The 19,444-nt window shown below is 74.2% G+C and carries 15 protein-coding genes; 5 read left to right on the top strand and 10 right to left on the bottom strand.

Features of this window, described 5'->3' with window-relative positions:
• Positions 1-51: 51 nt before the first annotated feature.
• Both A5481_RS34300 and A5481_RS29030 read right to left on the bottom strand, forming a co-directional pair.
• Positions 52-198, bottom strand: a complete 147-nt coding sequence (locus tag A5481_RS34300) for a hypothetical protein (RefSeq protein WP_156311860.1) — start codon at positions 196-198, stop codon at positions 52-54.
• 208 nt (positions 199-406) lie between these two features.
• Entirely contained in the window at positions 407-2,308 is a 1,902-nt protein-coding gene (locus tag A5481_RS29030; RefSeq protein ID WP_048434259.1) for a polysaccharide biosynthesis tyrosine autokinase, read from the bottom strand.
• A 468-nt stretch (positions 2,309-2,776) separates the two neighbouring features.
• On the opposite strand from A5481_RS29030, the gene A5481_RS29025 reads away from it, so the two are divergent.
• Positions 2,777-3,271, top strand: a complete 495-nt coding sequence (locus A5481_RS29025) for an acyltransferase (RefSeq protein ID WP_048434258.1) — start codon at positions 2,777-2,779, stop codon at positions 3,269-3,271.
• Between the two features lie 124 nt (positions 3,272-3,395).
• Here A5481_RS29025 and aqpZ read toward each other — a convergent pair whose 3' ends face one another.
• Positions 3,396-4,130, bottom strand: coding sequence for an aquaporin Z (aqpZ, locus tag A5481_RS29020; RefSeq protein ID WP_048434257.1), 735 nt, complete (start codon positions 4,128-4,130; stop codon positions 3,396-3,398).
• A 526-nt stretch (positions 4,131-4,656) separates the two neighbouring features.
• The gene (gene mutL / locus A5481_RS29015) at positions 4,657-6,666 is read right to left on the bottom strand and encodes a DNA mismatch repair endonuclease MutL (protein WP_064504461.1); all 2,010 of its coding nucleotides are present in this window, start codon (positions 6,664-6,666) and stop codon (positions 4,657-4,659) included.
• Between the two features lie 74 nt (positions 6,667-6,740).
• Between mutL and A5481_RS29010 the strand changes: the two genes are divergently transcribed.
• A complete protein-coding gene (locus A5481_RS29010) occupies positions 6,741-7,280 on the top strand; it encodes a GNAT family N-acetyltransferase (protein ID WP_048433865.1) in 540 nt (179 codons plus the stop codon).
• A 102-nt stretch (positions 7,281-7,382) separates the two neighbouring features.
• Positions 7,383-9,008 (top strand): outer membrane beta-barrel protein, encoded by a 1,626-nt coding sequence (locus tag A5481_RS29005; protein ID WP_048433864.1) that lies wholly within the window; start codon positions 7,383-7,385, stop codon positions 9,006-9,008.
• Between the two features lie 142 nt (positions 9,009-9,150).
• On the opposite strand, the gene A5481_RS29000 is transcribed toward A5481_RS29005, so the two are convergent.
• Together A5481_RS29000 and A5481_RS28995 are read right to left on the bottom strand one after the other, a co-directional pair.
• Complete coding sequence (locus A5481_RS29000; protein ID WP_048433863.1) at positions 9,151-10,161, bottom strand: zinc-binding alcohol dehydrogenase family protein; 1,011 nt, start codon at positions 10,159-10,161, stop codon at positions 9,151-9,153.
• Between the two features lie 54 nt (positions 10,162-10,215).
• Positions 10,216-11,340, bottom strand: a complete 1,125-nt coding sequence (locus A5481_RS28995; protein WP_048433873.1) for a mannitol dehydrogenase family protein — start codon at positions 11,338-11,340, stop codon at positions 10,216-10,218.
• A gap of 532 nt (positions 11,341-11,872) precedes the next feature.
• Here A5481_RS28995 and A5481_RS28990 point away from each other — a divergent pair.
• Entirely contained in the window at positions 11,873-13,366 is a 1,494-nt protein-coding gene (locus A5481_RS28990) for a TolC family protein (RefSeq protein WP_082173110.1), read from the top strand.
• A 63-nt stretch (positions 13,367-13,429) separates the two neighbouring features.
• On the opposite strand, the gene A5481_RS28985 is transcribed toward A5481_RS28990, so the two are convergent.
• Positions 13,430-13,795 carry an ArsR/SmtB family transcription factor gene (locus tag A5481_RS28985; RefSeq protein ID WP_048433871.1) on the bottom strand — a complete coding sequence of 122 codons (366 nt, stop codon included), beginning with the start codon at positions 13,793-13,795 and terminating at the stop codon, positions 13,430-13,432.
• A 107-nt stretch (positions 13,796-13,902) separates the two neighbouring features.
• On the opposite strand from A5481_RS28985, the gene A5481_RS28980 reads away from it, so the two are divergent.
• The gene (locus A5481_RS28980) at positions 13,903-14,649 is read left to right on the top strand and encodes a glucose 1-dehydrogenase (RefSeq protein WP_048433862.1); all 747 of its coding nucleotides are present in this window, start codon (positions 13,903-13,905) and stop codon (positions 14,647-14,649) included.
• Positions 14,650-14,770: 121 nt separating this feature from the next.
• On the opposite strand, the gene A5481_RS28975 is transcribed toward A5481_RS28980, so the two are convergent.
• The 3 genes from A5481_RS28975 to A5481_RS28965 are packed head-to-tail and all read right to left on the bottom strand — an operon-like array spanning position 14,771 to position 19,198.
• Positions 14,771-16,924, bottom strand: coding sequence for a peptidase domain-containing ABC transporter (locus tag A5481_RS28975; RefSeq protein ID WP_048433861.1), 2,154 nt, complete (start codon positions 16,922-16,924; stop codon positions 14,771-14,773).
• 18 nt (positions 16,925-16,942) lie between these two features.
• Positions 16,943-18,220, bottom strand: a complete 1,278-nt coding sequence (locus tag A5481_RS28970; RefSeq protein WP_048433860.1) for an HlyD family secretion protein — start codon at positions 18,218-18,220, stop codon at positions 16,943-16,945.
• Positions 18,221-18,241: 21 nt separating this feature from the next.
• Entirely contained in the window at positions 18,242-19,198 is a 957-nt protein-coding gene (locus tag A5481_RS28965) for a lysophospholipid acyltransferase family protein (RefSeq protein WP_048433859.1), read from the bottom strand.
• Positions 19,199-19,444: the final 246 nt, after the last annotated feature.

Raw genomic sequence — 19,444 nt, 5'->3', positions numbered from 1 at the left:
GCGAGCCGGCGCGCCGAGGCGGCGTCGCTGCGACCTCCGGAGCCGTCGCCCTCAGAGCGGCGGCATGCCGAACTGGGCGACGCGGCGGTTGTGCTCGAGCCAGAGGCGCAGCATCGCGGCGAACAGGCCCGGCTTGGTCGGGGCCTGGGGCGAAGCGGCGGAAATGCGGGTCGGGGCGATCGACGGGGAGGAGGCCATGGGTCCGGCTCCGAAGTTGGGAGGGTGGGGTGGAACTCTGTGGTTCCTGTCCCCGACCATGACCTCCATGCTGCGACGCAGCAATCGTCGATCTCGCAGTTGCGATATGCAATGACGGCATGCAACAGGCGTCATTATGCTGAATTGCCCGTCAATCATGCACGATATGCCTGACTGACGGGCGTCATGCGGCGGTTCAGGTCACCCCTCAGCCCTCGAGCGCGGTGCGGTCGACCTGCGTGGTGACGGTGCCGAGGATGCGGGCGCGGGCGTGCTCCAGCGTCTCGCAGGCCTCGGTCAGGGTGCGCAGCGGCGTGCGGCCCCACTCGGTCATCAGCACCACCCCGTCGAGCAGCGGCGCGAGCGCCACGACGGCGGTCGAGCGGCCGACCGGCGGCAGGTCGACGATCACCACGTCGTAGGTCTCGGTGAGGCTCGTGAGCAGCGCCTCCATGGCGGGGGAGCCGAGCCAGTGCGGCGAGGGCAGCGCCTCGTGGGCGAGGGGCAGCACGTCGCAGCCCTCGCCCAGGGCCGTGACGTGGGCGCGCCAGGTCTCGGCCGCCTCGGTCCCGAAGCCGCGCAGGGCCGCGACGATGCCCTCGCCCGCCCCGGCCTGCGGCAGCACCGGGTCGGCGGCGTCGGCGTCGATGACGAGGGCGCGCGCGCCGGAGGCCGCGTAGAGCCGCGCGAGCTCGACCGCCGCGAGCGCCTTGGTGCGCCCGCAGATCCGCCCGGCCCCCGTGAGGCCGATGGTGCGCAGCGGCGCGGCATGGCCCGCCGCGGCGAGGGAGAGCCGCGTCCATTGCAGGCCCTCGGCCAGCCCGGCGCAGAGCCGTGCCTCGTCGGTGAGGCCGCGGCGGCGCGCACCCGGCGTGCCGGCGATCCAGCCGAGGCAGTTCCGCCCGGTCGCGGCCTGGACCTGGCGCCGGGAGCGGGCGCGCCCGTCGAGGAGCAGGCCGGCGACCCCGACGGCGACGAACAGCCCGGCGCCGGCCGCCGCCCCGGCCGGCATCGTCAGCCGCAGGCCCGGGTTGGAGCGGAACAGCGGGCGGGTCGCCGCGGTGATGACCCGCGAATCGACCACCGGGGCGCTCTGGCGCTGCACCGCCTCGGCCAGCACCACGAGCAGGCTCTCGTAGACCTTGCGCGAGGTCTCGGCGGCGGATTCGAGCTCCTCCAGGGTGCCGGGCTCGTCGTCCCCGGGCGCCCGCGGCGCGATATCGGCGGACGGCTTGGGGGCGATCTGGGCGCCGGCGCTCGCCACCGGCCCGTCGGTCTCGTCGCGCCGGGTGCGCCGGATGCGGTAATTGTGCGAGGCGCGGAATTCCTGCACCGCCCGGATCGCCGTGTTCATCTGGGTTCGGAAGCGGTCGACGCGCTCGTTGAGCCAGTCGGTGGCGTAGCGCGAGGCCTCGATGCGGGCCTCCATCTTCTCGCGCAGGAACTGCTCGACCACGGCGTTGACGATGTCGGCGGCCTTCTGCGGGTTGCGGGCCGAGAAGCTGATGTCGAGGGCGTAGGCGAGGCCGGAGCGGCGCACGTCGAGCCGCGCCGCGAAGGTGTCGAGCAGGCCCCGTTCCGCCTCGAGGTCGCGGTCGTTCGCCTCGCCGCCCTCCGCCCGCCCGGTCGCCCCCTTGAACGCCGCGCGGGCGCTCACCGCCAGGGTCTCCAGGCGGTCCTTCGCGGCGAGGAGCCAGGCCGGCATCCAGCCCGGGGGCCGGGAGGCGGCGGCCCCGCCGAATTCCGGGTCACCGCGCAGGCCGAGCTTGTCGATCACCATCCGGGCGACCTTCTCGGAGCGCAGGATCGCGATCTGGTTGGCGATCTGGCCGGAATCGATGATGGAGCGCGCATCGGCGCCGGGCTCGGCGAAGAGCGGCGGCATCTTGGAATCGATCACGAGCTGCGCCCTGGCGGTGTAGACCGGCGGCGCGGCGAGCGCGTAGAGGGCGCCGAGCGCCGCCCCGGCGAGGGCGCAGGCCAGGATGCGGGCACGCCGTCGGCGCAGGAACGCGAGGATGTCGCGGACTTCGAGCGTCCGGGTCTCCGGCGGGTCGTCCCGCAGGCGCGGGGCGAGGGACTGGTCGGTCCAGATCGGGTTGTTCAGCAAGATCGCGCTCTCTTCGGCTCGACCGCGGCGAGGGATCCGGGTGTCGGCGGCTCCCCCGCGGGCGCCGGTGGCCGCCGCGGGCGGACGAGGCGGGATCTCGCGATCCCGCTGTCCACCCGTGCCTCCGGTTTACGTCCGGCCCGGGCCGGGCCGGAACGCCGCGGATCGGCGTAAGCGGAGGCTCGGGCCCTCCGGCCGGGGGAGGCGGCACACGGCCCGTTCGCTCGCCGCTCACCCGTTCGGACCGGGTGGGAAACGCCGGGCTCCACCATCGGGAGGAGGCGGCCACCTCCCGGTGGCGGAGGGCCGCCGCCTCCCCCGCCCCGGCCGGCCGAGGCAAGCGGAGCCCTTCGCCCCGAAAGCCGGTGCTGCCGGACGGGCCGGCGGCCGCCTAGGTTGCCGGGACGAGACCTGCGTCATCCGCCCCGCGCCGTCGCGGCGGAGACGCGGGACAACCGGAGCCCTCGCATGCCGATCACGAACGTCTCCCTCGACGAGGGCGCCAGCCTCACGCATCCGGACCTCGTCGACCTCGCGGGCTGCCGCATCGGCGCCGGCGCCCGGGTCGGGCCGTTCGTGCAGATCCGGCCGGGCAGCAGCGTCGGCCCGCGCTGCAAGGTCTCCTCGCACAGCGTGCTCGGCGCCCGCGTCGAGCTCGGCGAGGGCGTGTTCGTCGGCCACGGCGTGGTGATCGGCGAGGCCGGCGAGGACGCGGCCGGCGACGCCGTCCGGCCGACCCGGATCGGCGCCGGCGCGTCGCTCGGCTCGCGGGCCACGGTGCTGCCCGGCGTCGCGGTCGGCCGGGGCGCGATGGTCGGCGCCGGGGCGGTCGTCGCCGCCGACCTGCCCGATTTCGCCCTGGCGGTCGGCGTGCCGGCCCGGGTGATCGGCGATGCCCGCGACCGGCGCGGCCTCAGCCCGCACGATCCGGCCGGGCGGCTCGACGAGGCGGCGGCCGGCTGAGCGCCGGCCCGGCGCCGGATGGATCGGAAAGGGGCGCCGGCCCGGCGCCGGATGGATCGGAAAGGGGCGCCGGCCCGGCGCCGGATGGATCGGAAAGGGGGCGCCGGCCCGGCGCCCCGGGTGGTCAGGGCGTGGCGGCGGCCCGCGACACGCCGGTGACGGCGGCCGAGGGCTCCTCGCTCAGCCAGCGGTACAGGATGCCGCCGAGCGCTCCCCCGAGGATCGGCGCGACCCAGAACAGCCAGAGCTGCGCCAGCGCCCAGCCGCCGACGACCAGGGCCGGGCCGGTGCTGCGGGCCGGGTTGGCCGACAGGTTGGTGACCGGGATGCCGACGAGGTGGACGAGGGTGAGGCAGAGCCCGATCGCCAGGGGCGCGAAGCCCACCGGCGCCTTGCCGTGGGTCGCCCCCATGATGACGAACAGGAACATCATGGTCAGCACCACCTCGGCCAGCAGGCACGACATCAGGGAATACTGCCCGGGCGAGTGCTCGCCGTAGCCGTTCGCCGCGAACCCCTTGGCGAGGTCGAAGCCCGGCGCGCCGCTGGCGATGGCGTAGAGCAGGCCCGCCGCCAGGATCGCCCCGACGAGCTGCGCGGCGATGTAGGGGACGACGTCCCGGCCCGGGAAGCGCCGTCCCGCGGCGAGCCCGATCGTCACCGCCGGGTTGAGGTGGCAGCCCGAGACGTGGCCGACGGCGTAGGCCATGGTGACGACGGTGAGGCCGAAGGCGAGCGAGACGCCGACGAGGCCGATGCCGACCTGCGGGAAGGCCGCGGCGATCACGGCGCTGCCGCAACCCGCGAAGGTGAGCCAGAAGGTGCCGATGCACTCGGCGGCGCATTTGCGGATCTCCATCGGGGGTCTCCTCGTGCGGGACCGGCGGTCCCGTGCCGGACGTGGCGCCGGCGCGTCGTCGGGGCGCGGGGACGTCGGCCGCGGAAGGCCGGCCCGGTCGCGGCGCCGCGCGCCGCCCGGATTCCGTCGCAGGAGAGGCTGACCCAAGATGGCGGGCGAGGTTTCGTCCTCGCTCATGCTCTCTATACAGGATGATTCACTGTCGTGGTATCGGGACATCGTGCCGCCGTACTCGGCGATGCTGCGGCCGATTGATCGGGCCGGGGTCCCGGCGGGTCGTGGGGCGATGGTCCCCGCCGGGGCTGCGGGGTGGCGGGGTGCGCCCGGTCGGCATGCGCGGTCGAGCCGCCGGCCATCATGCGAAAGACCTGCCCGTCGACGGAGTCCGGCCGCTCGCCGTCCGCCGCCGCCTCGCAGAGGCGCTCGTACCCGTCGCGGTCGACGAGGGCGCCGCGCCGCGCGCGGACATGCCGGGCTGCCCGACGATGGGGCCGCCCGATCCTACCGGGGCGGCCCGACGGGCGGTTCACCGCCGCCCGAACAACCGCTCCACGTCCGACAGCTTCAGCTCGACATAGGTCGGGCGGCCGTGGTTGCACTGGCCGGAGAACGGCGTCGCCTCCATCTCGCGCAGGAGGGCGTTCATCTCCTCCGGCCGCAGGCGGCGGCCGGCCCGGATCGAGCCGTGGCAGCTCATGCGCGACAGGACGGCGTCGAGGCGGCGGGCGAGCGGGTCGGCCCCGCCCTCGATGAGCGCGTCGACCACGTCGGTGAGGAGCGCACGCAACGACCCGCCGGCGAGCGCCGCGGGCACCTCCCGCACCAGCACGGCGCCGTGGCCGAAGGCCTCGAGCACGAGGCCGAGATCCTGCAGCGCGTCCGCGGCGTCGGCGAGGCGGTCGGCCTCGACGGGGTCGAGCTCGACCACCTCGGGGATCAGCAGGATCTGGCGGGCGATGCCGCCGCCGGCCCGCTCGCGCTTCAGCCGCTCGTAGACCAGCCGCTCGTGGGCGGCGTGCTGGTCGACGATGACGATCCCGTCCCGGGTCTGGGCGACGATGTAGGTCTCGTGCAGCTGCGCCCGCGCCGCGCCGAGCGGGTGCTGCTCCGATGCCGGGCCGCCCGCCTCGGCGGGCGGCGCCCGCCAATCGGCGCTCGGCGCGGCGAGGTCGCCGGCGAACAGGGCCTGGCCCGCCTCGCCGAAGCCGCCCGGCCCGCCCGCCTCGCCGCTGCCACCCTCCTGCCCACCCCCTTGCGGCGGCGCCTCGTAGGCGGCCTGGCCGGGCTCCTGCGCACCCCAGGGCGGCGGGCCGAAATCCCGCTCGAACGCCTCGACCCGGCCCGAGCCGGCCGGCCGCGGCGCGGTCTCGTCGCGCCGGGCGAACAGGCTCGCGGGCGGGCGGGAGGCGGCGGCCGGCAGGGTGGACGGCATGGAGGACGGCATGGAGAGCGGCGCCTGCGCCGGCCGCAGGCTCTCCAGGGTGCGGGCCGCCACCGTGCCAGAGCTGCGCCCGCCCTCCCGGCGCAGGGCCTCGTGGATGGCGCTGACGATCAGCCCGCGCACGAGACCCGGATCGCGGAAGCGCACCTCGGTCTTGGCCGGGTGGACGTTGACGTCGACGAGGGCCGGATCGCAGGTGAGCGCGAGCGCCAGCACCGGGTGGCGGTCGGAGGCCATCACGTCGGCATACGCCCCGCGCACCGCCGAGAGCAGCAGCCGGTCGCGCACCGGCCGGCCGTTGACGACGAAGTGGACATGCGTCGCCGCCGCCCGGTGGAAGGTCGGCAGGCCGACATGGCCGTCGAGGGCGAAGGCCTCGCGCTCGAGGCTCAAGGGGGCCGAGTTCTGGCCGAATTCGGGGCCGAGCACCGCGACGAGCCGGCGCAGCCAGGAGCCCGGCCCGGTCTCGGCCGGGAGGACGAGGCCGGAGGCGGACGAGCCCTCGCCCGTGAGGGTGAAGCGGATCTGCGGATGGGCGACCGCGAGGCGGCGCAGGATCTCGCCCACCGCCGTCGCTTCCGCCCGGTCGGACTTGAGGAACTTCAGCCGCGCCGGGGTCGCGGCGAACAGGTCCGTCACCTCGATCCGGGTGCCGGGCTGGGCGGCGGCCGGCCGCACCGGCCCCTTGTGGCCGGCATCGACCACGATGACGTGCCCGGTCTCGGTGCCGGGCACGCGCGAGGTGATGGCCAGCCGCGCCACCGCGCCGATCGACGGCAGCGCCTCGCCGCGAAAGCCGAGCGTGTCGATGCGTTCGAGGTCGCCGTCCGGCAGCTTCGAGGTGGCGTGGCGCTCGACCGCGAGGGCGAGGTCGTCGGCGCTCATGCCGCCGCCGTCGTCGACGACCCGGATCAGCCTGCGCCCGCCGGCGGCGATCGTCACCGCGATGCTCGACGCGCCGGCATCGACCGCGTTCTCGACCAGCTCCTTGACCGCCGAGGCCGGCCGCTCGACCACCTCGCCGGCGGCGATGCGGTCGACGAGGACGGGATCGAGGCGGCGGACCTGGGGGCGTCCGGGGGGTGAAGCGGCCATGACCCGAATATAAGGTTTCGCCGGCCGCCCCCGAAAGGTGCGGGAGGGCGCGTTTCCACCGGAGGGTTCGGGCGATGGCGGAGGATGACGGTGTCGGGATCCGTCCTTGCGCGGAGGGCGACCTGCCGGCGGTGACGGCGATCTACGCCCACGCGGTCGCGACCGGCCGGGCCTCGTTCGAGCTCGAGCCGCCGGACCTGCCCGAGATGGCGCGGCGGCGCGCGGCGCTGGTCGCGGGCGGCTACCCCTACCTCGTGGCCGAGCGGGCGGGCGCGGTCCTCGGCTACGCCTATGCGGGGCCCTACCGGCCTCGGCCGGCCTATCGCGGCACGGTCGAGACCTCCGTCTACCTGCGGCCGGAGGAGGCCGGGCGCGGCCTCGGCCGGCGCCTCCTCGCCGGCCTGATCGCGGCGGCGACGGAAGCGGGCTTTCGCCAGATGGTGGCGGTGATCGGGGATTCCGGCAACGCCGCCTCGATCGGGCTCCACGCCGCCCTCGGCTTCCGTCACGTCGGGGTGCTGACCTCGGTCGGCTGGAAGCACGGCACCTGGCTCGACACCGTGCTGATGCAGCGCGCCCTCGGCCCCGGGGACGGGGCGCCGCCGGAGAGATGATCTCGGCGCCGGTTACGGTGACTTAACCCTGACCGTTGTACCGCTCTTAACCATGACGGTCCGGCGCCCCGGCGGGCCCCGGCGGAGCGGAGCGGCAGGCCCGTGGCGGACGAGCGGCGAACACGCGGACGGGCCGCGCCCGGCATCCCGGTCCTGGTGCTGGCCGCCTCCCTCCTCGCCGCGGGAGCGGCGGACGCCCAGACGACGGCGTCCGGCCAGGGAGCGCTCGGCCAGGGAGCATTCGGGCAAGGCGGATCGGGGCAAGGATCCGGGCAAGGATCCGGCCAGGCGTCCGATCCGGCGCTGGCCGGCCCGCTGCCGGGCGGCCAGGATCCCGACACCTTCGCGCTGCGGGGCCCTCAGGCGTTCCCGGGCGCCCTGCCCCGCGGCGGGGCCGCGTCCCGCTCCGGCGCGCGGACGCGCACTCCCCAGCGGCGGACGCGCCAGCCCACCGCCGCCACCACCCGCCAGACGATCCGGCCGGGCACCGCCGACGACCTGCGGCTGCGCCCCACCGTGCAGCTTCCGGTCTCGGGCCTGCCCGATCTCGCCGCCGCGGCGCCGCTGCTGCGGCGCCGGCCGATCGACCCCCTCGACCCCTACGCGCCGCTCGGCATCCGGGTCGGCGGCCTGACCCTGTTCCCGGCCCTGCAGGAGAGCGTCGGCTACGATTCGAACCCCGACCGCTCGATCTACCGCCGCGGCTCCCTGGCGATCCGCAGCCAGGGCGAGTTGCGGGTCGAGAGCGACTGGTCGTCCCACTCGCTCACCGGCGAGTTGCGCGGCGGCTACTTCACCTATCCGGACAACCGCAACGCCAACCGGCCGGACGGCGACGGCGCGATGCGGCTGCGCCTCGACGTCGCCCGCGACACCAAGGTCGACGTCGAGGGCCGCTACGCGATCTCGACCCAGCGCGCCGGCAGCCCGGACCTCGCGGTCCAGGTCCGCGACCGGCCGCTCGTCGCGACCTATGGCGGCACCGTCGGGGTGACGCAGAGCTTCAACCGGCTGCAGGTCACGGTGGCGGGCCTCGTCGACCGCCAGACCTTCGAGAACGCGCAGCTGCCCGACGGCACGATCCTGCGCCAGGACGACCGCAACGCCAACCAGTTCGGCCTGCGCCTGCGCACCGGCTACGAGATCCGCCCCGGCTTCACGCCCTTCGTCGACACCCTGGTCGATACCCGCATCCACGACTTCGCGGTCGACCAGTTCGGCCTGCGCCGCGACTCCGACGGCATCACGGTGCGTGCCGGATCGAGCTTCGAGTTCAGCCGGCTCCTCACCGGCGAGGTCTCGGCCGGCTACCTGTCGCGCCACTACGCCGATCCGCGCCTGCGCGACGTCACCGGTCCGGTGATCGACGGCACGGTGACCTGGGCGGTGACGCCGCTGACCGCGTTCCGGGTCGGCGCCTCGACCGGGGTCGTCGAGACCATCGTGCCGGGGGCGAGCGGCATCCTCACCCGCACCGCGATCGCCGAGATCACCCACGACCTGCGCCGCAACCTGCGCCTGACGCTGACCGGCACCCTGATCAGCAACGACTACCAGGGCACCAGCATCCGCGAGCAGGGCTACAGCGCCGGCGTCAAGCTCGACTACCGGCTCAACCGCTGGCTCGGCCTGCGCGCGAGCTACGCCCGCGAATTGCTGCGCAGCACGGCGGTGGGCTCGAGCTACCATTCCGACACCTATCTCGTCGGGGTGCGGGTCAACCCGTGAGGGTGCGTGCCCGCCCTCCTCGCCCCCGGTCGATCGCCGGGACGCTCCCTGTCCCGGACGACTGCATCGTCGGCGCGAGGACAGGGAAACCCTGCGGGCCTGGCCGGCGCCTTCGAACGGATCCGTTCGAAGGCGCAAGGCATCACACCTCCAGGATCGCCTTGATCACCCCGGCCTCCGGCCGCAGCCAGTCGCGGAACAGGTCCGCCCCTGCCGCCAGCGGCCCGCGATGGGTGCGCAACGCCGCGGTCGGCACGCGGCCGGCCTGCATCTGGCGCACCACCTCGGCGAAGTCGTCCGGCTGGGCGTTGCGGCTCGCCAGCAGCGTCGTCTCGCGCTTGTGGAACTCGGGGTCCGAGAAGGTGATGTCGTCGCGCACCACGCTCACCAGCACGTAGCGGCCGCCATGGCCGACGAAGCCGAAGCCGCGCTGCATCGCCGCCCGGTTGCCGGTGCAGTCGATGACGCAATCGTAGAGGTCGCCGGAGGTCGCGGCCGCCGCCTCGGCCTCCGCCGCGTCGCCCGCCGGTAGAAGCGCGTCGGCGCCGAGCGCATCCCGCGTGAAGGCGAGCCGGTCCTCGCGCAGGTCCATCACGGTGACGTGGGCGCCGCGCGCCTTGGCGAAGATCGCCGCCGCCATGCCGATCGGCCCGGCGCCGGCCACCAGCACCCGGTCCGCGGCGGCGATGCCGCCGCGCTTCACCCCGTGGGCGCCGATCGCCAGGAACTCGATCATCGCGGCGTCGTCGAGCGGGGTGTCGCCGACCGGCACGACGTTGGCCGCGGGCACACTGATCAGCTCGGCCATGCCGCCGTCGCAATGGACGCCGAGCACCGAGATGGCCTGGCAGGCATTGGTCACGCCCTTGCGGCAGGCGACGCAGGTCCCGCAGGACAGGTAGGGCACGATGTAGGCGTTCTGCCCCGCCCGGAGCCCGCTGCCGGTCGGCGCCCGCTCGATCGTGCCCGACAGCTCGTGCCCCATCACCCGCGGATAGTTCAGGAACGGGTGCTTGCCCTGGTAGATGTGGAAATCCGTGCCGCAGATCCCGACCCGGCGGATGCGCACCAGCGCCTCGCCCTCGGCCGGGACCGGCTCGGGTCGTTCGATCAGCCGCAGCCGGCCCGGCTCGTCGCAGATGAGCACCTTCATGGGCCCGGCTCGTCGCAGATGAGCATCGTCATGGGATCGTCGGTCCTTCGAGGATCAGTGGCCGTAGGCCGCCGCGAGCGCCCGGAGCGTCGGTGCCGCGGGCGCGGCGCCGGCCGCCTCCACCCAGGCCAGGAAGGCGGGGATGCGGCGCTCGACCTTCTGGGCGTGGTTCTGGGCGATGTCGGCGAGGCGGTGGTCCAGGGACGGGTTGAGGAACCGGTCGAGGGTGGCGGCGACGTAGGCCCGCGCCTCCTCGCCCATCCCCCGCGCGGCGAAGCCCGGCACGACCTCGTCGCGGTAGAGCGCGTCGAGCCGCGCCCGGATCGCCGGATCGGCCAGGATCGCCCGCACGGTCTCGTCGGCCGGCCGGCCCTCGCGCTGCCAGATCTCGGCGAGGACCGTATGGCCGAGATTGAGGATGTGCAGCTTCAGCCGCTCGTAGGGTTCGAGGTCGTCGGTGACGACGATGCAGGGGTGCTCGCAGGGGAGCACGAGGCCGGGCCGGCGCTCGATCGCCCACAGGGCGTAGGGCTCGGCGACGGCGCCGACGGGCGCGATCGGCTCCGAGACGATGCGGTCGACGAGGGTGTCGGCGAAGACCGCGCCCTCGCGCAGCCAGGTCCGGAACGCTTCCGGCAGGCCGGCCTCCCCGGCGAGGTCGAGGACGAGACCCTGCAGCACCCGGCCGTTGCGGTGGATCAGCTCGCAGGGCAGCACCGTGACGGGGCGCCCGCCGGCCTGCCAGCGCCGGTAGAGGAGCTGGGCCAGCTTGGCCGGGAACGAGGCCGGCGGCGCCGCCGCGACCCAGGCCGCGCCGCGATCGGCCTCCGAAAGCGCGTAGCCGGTATCGCCGGTATTGGAGAGGAGGATCTCGGCCTCCGCGACGACGAGGGCGGTCACGGCCGCCCAGTCGGCGGCGGCCGAGAGGCCGCGATCGACGATCGTGACGGTGGTCCGGCGCTCGACCGGGACGCCGTCCTCGAGGCCGCGGACGATCACCGCGTAGCCGCCCGGCGCCCCGAAGGCGGCGACGCGCCCCGCCCGGGCCGCGTCGCCCGAGGTCTGCACCACGGCGACCGGGCCGACATCCTGGCCGGCCTCCCGCGCCTCGTGCAGGAAGAGGTCGGCATGGGCCTGCAGGAAGCGGCTGGTGCCGAACTGGACGACGCGCCGGGTCATGCGGCCGGCGCCGCGCCGGCGGAGCGGCGGCAGGGGCGGGTCAAGGGCGGTCCTCACCGGGTGAATCGGTCTTGTCGCCCGGCATGAAGGGCCGCGCGCCGCCCGGCGTCAAACGGTTTTTCCCGGTGAGGTTCTCCCCCCGTCCAGCCTGTTCCGGCGCGGGAGGCGCGGGGACGTCCCGATCGACGCACAGGCCCGGGACCTCCCTGCCGCGGGAGGGATCGCCGCGCGTCGTCGTCGACGGACATGTCGGCGGCAGGGCCGGTCTCCCGACCGCTCACGCAGTCGATCGTCGCGGAGCCTGCGAGAGACGAGCCGTACGACAGGCGCGACCCTGTCGAGGCCATGGCGCGAGGCGATGATGGGGTCTGGGGCGCTCTCCCGCAAGTCGGGCGCCGTCTTGGCTCGCGGGATCCCTAGGGTAAGGCTTCGTTCACCCTGTTGCGCGAAGAAGAGGGCGGCCGCTCGCGCGATTCCGCGCCGGGCCTCGATCCCGGCGACGCGGACCGCGCCCCTTCCCTTCGGAGATCAGATGCGGGTGCGGCGCGCGAGGGTGGAGAGGCTGGGCCGCGTCCTGGCGATCCTGACCCAGGCAGTCCTGACCCAGGCAGCGTTGGCAAGCTCCGCCGGGACGGCCCGGGCGCAGAGCCTCGACGAGGCCTCGGCGGCGGCCCTGGAATCGAGCTTCGTCCTGCGCGCCGAGCGCGCCCGCCAGGACGGGGCCGAGGAGCGCCTGCGCGGCGCCATCGACGCTTTCATGCCCACCGTCGCCTTCACGGCCGACCGGCCGCTGCGCAGCCGCATCACCTACTCGCCCGAGGCCGCGCCCCCGGTGGTCGGGCTCGACGCGACGCCGCGGCGCTCGCCGACGGTGGTCGGCCTGACGGCGAACCTGCCGCTGTTCGACGGCTTCCGGCGCTGGAACGGCTACCAGTCGGCCCGGGTTCTCGCCGAATCCGGCCGGCTGCTGCTGATCGGCCGGCGCCAGCAGGTGCTGCTCGACACCGCCATCGCCTATCTCGCGGTGTTGCGCGACACCCGGATCCTCGCGGCGCGGGAGGCGCAAGCCGCGGCGATCCAGCGGATCGCCGGCTTCACCGAGAAGCAGCTCGAGCTCAACGACGCGACCCGCACCGACGTGGCGCTCGCCCGCTCGCGGGTGCAGGAGGCCGAGGCCCTGCGGGTGCGGGCGCAGGCCGACCTCGCCGCGTCGCGGCTCGACTTCACCCGCCTGACCCGGCTGGCGCCGGAGAGGATGCTGCCGCCGCGCCTGCCCGACGGGCTGCCGCGCAGCGCCGACGCCTTCGCCGAGCTGGTGCGCAGGGCCAATCCCGACCTCGCGGCGGCGCAGCTCGAGGCCGAGGCCGCCGGCTACGGGGCCAAGGCCGCGGTCGCCGACCTGCTGCCCCGGGTCAACCTGCAGTTCTCGAAGATCGCCCAAATCGGCTACAGCCCGGTCCTCGACCGGATCACCGACACCACCACCCGGGTGGTCGCGACCGTGCCGATCTACGAGCCCGGCACCCTGCCGCGGATCGGCGAGGCCTCGGCGCTGGCGCGCCAGCGCGGCTACGAGGCCCAGGACCGGGAGCTCGCCACCCTGACCTCGGCCCGCATCGCCTTCGCCCGGCGCCAGGCCACCGCCGAGCAGTACGGGCAGCTCGTCGCCCGGATCCGCGACCTGCGCGAGACGATGCGGGGCTTCTCCATCGAGCGCGCGGCGGGCTTCCGCACCGTCCTCGACGAGCTGAACATCCGCGGCGAGCTCGCCAGCGCCGAGGTGGCGGCCGAGATCGTGCTGAACGAGCGCGACGGCCAGTCGCTCCAGCTCGCCGCCGCGGCGGCGCTTCTCGACGCCGGCCCCGGCGGTCCGCCCGCCCGGCGCTTCGACCCGGTCGCGCCCCCGCCGCCGCACCTGCGCCGCTCCTTCGCGGCGGCCCGGCCCGCGCCGCCGCCTCCCTTGCGCGGCAGCGCGGCGCCCGCGCCGGTGCTCCGGGTGTCGCGGGCGGAGGCGGAGCCGCACTGAGGCGCCCGGCCCCGGGCGTCGTTCCAGGACGAGGCAGGCCCAGATGCGCAGGCCGGCGGCGCCCTATCGCGCGGCGGCACGCTCCGCGTCGCGCGGGCACGCGCCGGCATCCGACGCATAGGCGTTGATGATCCCCGGCAGCAGGCCGGGAAAGCGGGCCTCCACCTCGGCCCAGCGGGATGCGTTGCGCAGCTCGACGCCGTGGCGCTCGCTGCGGATCAGCCCGGCTTCCCGCAGCACCTTGAAGTGGTTGGACAACGACGATTTCGGGATCACCCGGTCCCCGACCGCCGCGAGGGCCGAGCACGCCTCGACGCAGCCGGCCCGCATGATCGTGGCGAAGATCGCCGCGCGGCTGGGGTCGGCGAGCGCGTGCAGGATCGCCTCGGGCCGCACGTCCTCGATCGCGGGGTGGAACAGGGGTCTCATCATTGATCCATGTGGGGTCTTGAACCAGGCTCCCATAGTTCCGAAGTTCCGAACTATGGGAGCGCAGCCTCCGCCCCGGAGCTGGCCTATGGCGGGATGTAGCACACATGTCGAAGCTCGCAGGCAAGGTCGCCGTCGTCACCGGCGCATCGAAGGGCATCGGTGCCGCCATCGCCGAGGGCTTGGCGAAGGAAGGCGCGGCCGTGGTGGTGAACTACGCATCGAGCCGTGCGGGAGCCGACGCCGTCGTCGCGTCCATCGCGGCGGCCGGCGGCCGGGCCGTCGCGGTCCAGGCCGACGTCTCGACGGCGCCCGGGGCGCAGCGCCTGATCGAGGCCGCCGTGACGCAGTTCGGCCGGCTCGACGTGCTGGTCAACAATTCCGGCATCTACGAATTCGCCGCGATCGAGGAGCTGACCGAGGACCATTACCGTCGCCAGTTCGACCTGAACGTGCTCGGCGTCCTGCTGACGACCCAGGCGGCCGTGGCCCACCTCGGCGAGGGCGCCAGCATCGTGAACATCTCCTCGGCCGTCACGCACGTGCACACGCCGATGGCCGCGGTCTATGCCGGGACCAAGGGGGCGGTGAACGCCATCTCGGGCGTGCTCGCCAACGAGCTCGGCCCGCGCAAGATCCGGGTGAACGTGGTCAGCCCGGGCTTCGTGGTGACCGAGGGCACGCAGACGGCCGGGATCGTCGGCTCCGACATGGTCGCCGGCATGGTCGCGCAGACGCCTCTCGGCCGCGCCGGCCGGCCGGACGACATCGCCGGGGTGGTCGCGTTCCTCGCCTCCGACGACGCCCGCTGGCTGACCGGCGAGGTGATCACCGCGAGCGGCGGCATCCGCTGACGCGCGACGACCGGGGCCCGCGCGCTCCCCGGACGGGGTGCGCGCAGGGGGGCGCCCGCGAATGGCCGCGGGCGACGGCCGCGAGGCTGCGACGCATCGCTCCCGCAGGTCCCGGCTCTCCTCACGCCGCCTCCGGCACCGGCGCGCCGGGCCTCGCCGGCGGCCGCGGGTCCTCGGTGAGGCGGCCGTTCTCGACCCGGAAGACCCGGTCGACCTGGTCGAGCAGGCGCTCGGAATGGGTGATGAAGACCTTGGCCGCCTTCACGCCCTTCAGGCTCTCGACGAGGGCGACCTCGGTCGCGGGGTCGAGGTTGGCCGTCACCTCGTCGAGGAGCATCAGCCGCGGCCGGCGGCAGATGGCGCGGGCGAGCAGCAGGCGCCGGCGCTGGCCGGTCGAGAGCACGCTGCCCTCCTCCGAGACGTGGGTGGCGTAGCCCTGCGGCAGCCGCTCGACCTCCTCGCGCAGGGAGACCCGCTCCAGGGCCGCCTCCATCTCGGCATGCGACACGGCGGGATCGAACAGCGACAGGTTGTCGGCGACCGTGCCGGCGAACAGCCCGTCATCGGCGAAGACGACGCCGAGATTGGCCCGGTACTCGCGCTTGCCGAACTGGCTCAAGGGCATGCCGTCGACCGTGACCGCGCCGGCCGCCGGCTCGGTGAGGCTCGCCAGGATCCGCATCAGCGACGACTTGCCCGAGCCCGAGGCGCCGACGATCGCGACGGTCTCGCAGCGGCCGACATCGATGGCGAGCGAGGCGCCCGTCAGGATCGGCTCGTCGCCGCGGCCGAACCGGATGGTCACGTCCTCGATCCGCACCTCCTTGCGGATCGCCCGGTGGATGCCGGCCTCGTGCAGGCCCTCCTCCGGCGCCTGGCCGATCACGTCGTCGAGGCGCGCGACGTGGACCTTGAGGGCGGCGAGCTGCAGGAGGCTCGCGGTCAGGTGGTTGACCCGCTCGAAGAAGTCGCCGCGGAGCGCGATGAAGGCGTAGAGCGTGCCGATCGTCAGGGTGTTCCTGATGACGCCGGTGATGCCGAGATAGAGCGTCGTCACGGTGCTGAGCGCGATGACGACGTGCATCATGAACTCGGCGTCGAGCCCGGCCTTCTTCGCCCGGAAGTCGAGGTTGGCGAAGCGCGCGAAGCTCTCGAACCAGGTCATGGCGAAGAGCTCGGTGCTGTTATGCGCCTTGAGCGCGCCGATGCGCTGCAGGCCGTCGATCAGGCTCGCCTGCTCCTGCGAGCGCGCCTCGAGCGAGCCGGCGGTGGCGCGGTCGAGGGTCGGGAAGGTGACGAAGCGCATCGCCAGCACGGCGGCGAGCGTCGCCAGGGTGATCGACGCCATGACGGGCGAGTAGTAGTACATCAGCCCGACGAGCAGGAACGACGTGCCGATATCGGCGAACGACGTGACCAGGCCCCCGACCAGGAAGTTGCGGATCGTGTCGATCGACTGGATCCTGGTGACGAAGTCGCCGGGGTGACGCAGCTCGAAATAGCTCAGCGGCAGCCGGAAGGCGTGGCCGACGACGTTGCGGGTGAACTGGAGCTGCAGCAGCGTCGCGGCGCGCAGGGAGATATAGCCGCGCAGCCATTGCCCGAACGCCTCGAACAGCATCATCAGGACGAGGCCGGCGGCGAGCATCTGCATCAGGTCGAGGTCGACCTGCGGGATCACCACGTCGAGGGCGACCTGCAGCAGCACCGGGGTGGTGAGGCCGAGCAGCGAGATCGCCACCGAGACCAGGGTGATCTGCCGGACGATGCCGCCGAGGCCCCGGGTGGTGCGCAGGATGTCGAGCAGCTTGAGCCGGTCGCCGGCCTTGATGGCGCGGAAATCCATCCTGGGGGCGAATTCGAGCACGATGCCGCCGAACAGCCGCTCCATGTCGGCGCGCTCGTAGATCCTCAGGCCGAATTCCGGGTCGTGGACGTGGTAGCGGCCGCGGGTGATCGCCTCGAGCACCACGAAGTGGTTGCCGCGCCAGTGCAGGATCGCCGGGAGCGCGACCTGCTCCAGCTCCGTCACCCCGTCGAGGGCGTAGCCGCTGGCGTCGAGGTCGAGGCTGTCGGCGAGCGTCACGATGCCGGCGAGCGTCATGCCGTTGCGCGACAGCGGGAACAGCGCCCGCAGGTAGGCGAGGTCGATGTCGTGGCGGTGGTAGTTCGCCACCATCGCGAGCGCCGCGAGACCGCACTCGTTGGCCTCGTTCTGCAGGATCGAGCGAACCCGGCGCTTGCCCACGAGCGCGCGCTTGAGCCAGTCGGTCATCGGATCATCCCCCGGCTCTCATCCTCGGCCGCGCATCGCCCGGATCGGGTCGAGCATCCAGTCGATCAGGCGGCGCCGCTCGACCACGATGTCGGCCGAGAGCGTCGAGCCGATGCGGATCGGCTCGTCGATCCCGTAGGCGCGCATGGTGCGCGAGTCGGGCCGCACCTCGACCCGGTAGACGGATTGGCGCGCCGCCGCGGCGGCCGCCTCGCCCCCACCCTCCTCGGCGGAGGCCAGCATCGGGTTGCGCAGGGGCGTGCCGGAGATCACCGCGATCGTCCCCTTGGCGATGCCGAAGGTCTTGAACGGGAAGGCGTCGTATTTCAGCACGACCTCCTGCCCGACCTTGGCGAGCCCGATGGCGCGCGCCGGCACCTCGAGCACGATCAGCGGATCGGCCCGCGTGTCGCCGAGGATCGCCACCACCTGGTCGGCGGTCACCGAATCCCCGGGCTGGACGTAGAGGCCGGCGACCTCTCCGTCGGTGGGCGCCACCACGTCGATGCGCGACTGGGCGCCGAGCGAGGTGATCTGCGCCTCGATCGCGCTCAGCTCGTTGCGGGTCGAGGCGAGCTGGGCCGCCTTCTCGGTGTCGCCGGTGCGCTGCGCCCGCAGGCGCTCCGAGGTGCCCTGCCGCAGCTCGGCCCGGCGGGCGCGCAGCTCGGCGATCTGGCGGGCATAGTCGAGGGCGGCGCGGCGCTGGCCGTTGAGGGCCTCGCGGGTGGCGTAGCCCTGGCGCAGGTAGGCCTCGACGCGGGCGACCATCTCCTCCTGCTGGCGCAGACCCTCCTTGAGGGTGCGCTCCTGGTCGTCGAGGGCGCGCAGGACCGCCGCGACGTTGCGCTCGGTCTCGTCGCGGTCGCCGCGGGTCGAGTCGAGATAGGCCGACAGGCGCGCCTCCTCGGCGCCGAGGCCGGTGCGCCGCTCCTGCAGGCTGCGCAGCGTCGCCCCGACGGTCGAGACACCCCCGGTGGTCTGCTCGCGCAGCTGCACCTGCATCAGGCGCTGGCCGCGCTTGACGGTGTCGCCCTGCCTGACCGCGATCTCCCGGACGATGCCGGCGGCCTGGGCGTCGAGGCGGGTGAGGCCGGACGCCGCCGAGACGTAGCCGCGCACGGCCTCCGAGCGGGCGAGGCGGCCGAGGAACAGGCCCGCCACGATGACCACGATGATGCCGCCGAAGAACCAGGCGAGCCAGACGCTGCCGCGGTCGTGCTGGAGATGGACGGTGCCGCTGAGCCGCCGGCGCTGGAAACTGGCCTCCCCGGGGGGAGGCGCCGCGGGTTCGCTCATCGATCGTCCGCTCGCGAGACCTTACGCCGCGAGGGGCTGCGGCGCCTCCCCGCCTGCCGGAGAGTTGTCGGGCACCGTCGCAGACGAGGGTAAATAATCGACGAGCGAGGGCCAGAGATGCCACTGCTCCGGCCTCGCCGCGATCGCCGCCTGGAGGTGGCGGCGCATCAGGCCGGCGACCTCCGCCCGTTCCTCCGGCGCTTGACCCCGCACCTCGAAGGGCCGGCCGATCGTCACGGTGTCGCCGTCGTCGTCCATGGTGGTGGCGATCGGCACCACGGTCGCGCCGGTGAGGCGCGCCAGGGCGTCGGTGCCGAAGGCGAAGCGGAAGGGCAGCCCGAACATCGGCATCTCGGCCGGCGCGCCGTACGCGGGCGCGAGGTCGCAGAACACCACGATCACCGCGCCCTTCTGGGCGTAGCGCACCGCCGCCAGGAAATCGGCCCGCCGGTCGACGGTGAGGAAGCGTACCTCTGTGCCGATCTCGCGCAGGCGCTCGATCACTTCCGTCTCCATCGCCATGTCGTCGCGCTGGCGCAGCACCAGCATCGGCCGGCCGGGGAAGTGGCGCAGCATCAGGGTGGCGAGGCCGAGCACGTAGGCGCCCATGTGCAGGGGCGCCAGGATCACCGGCCGGCCGGTCGCGGCGACGCGCTCCATGACCTCGGGCGCGGTGACGGTGACGCGGTCCATGTCGCGCCGGATCGCCGCGACGGGACGCCGGTGCAGGGCGCACCATTCGAGCTCGGTGGCGGCGTCGTGGCGATGGGCCTCCCGCGACAGCCGCAGCGCCTCGCGGCGCGGCAGGCGCAGCACGCTCTCGAAGGTGGCGGCAAAGCCCGTCTCGTCGCGCACGCCCCGGAGGCGGCCGGCGAGCCCGCGCCCCGCCAGCATCAGGCGCAGGAGGCGCCGGCGCCGGACGAGCGGCAGGCCGGCGAGGCGGGCGTAGGTCCAGGGGATGGATGGCGCTGCCTGCATCGGGCTCTGGTCCTCCTCGGCGACGGCCCCGGTCCACGCCCCGGCCTGGACGGCCGATGCCGGAGCGGGGGCCGCTCCGGCGATAGGCGCGAGGCGTCAACACACGGCTGGGCAGGATCCCGCAATGCGACCCTGCTCGGCGTGGCTCAGCACTTCTTCGACTTGGTGCCGCAGCTGCTCGCCGGGGCGCAGGGGGCCGGCGGGCAGGCCGGCGCGCAGACCGGGGCGCAGACGGGCACGCAGCAC

Origin of the sequence: Methylobacterium platani (assembly GCF_001653715.1) — a bacterium.
GTDB lineage: Bacteria > Pseudomonadota > Alphaproteobacteria > Rhizobiales > Beijerinckiaceae > Methylobacterium > Methylobacterium platani.
This window is presented reverse-complemented; position numbering and strand designations above follow the sequence as displayed.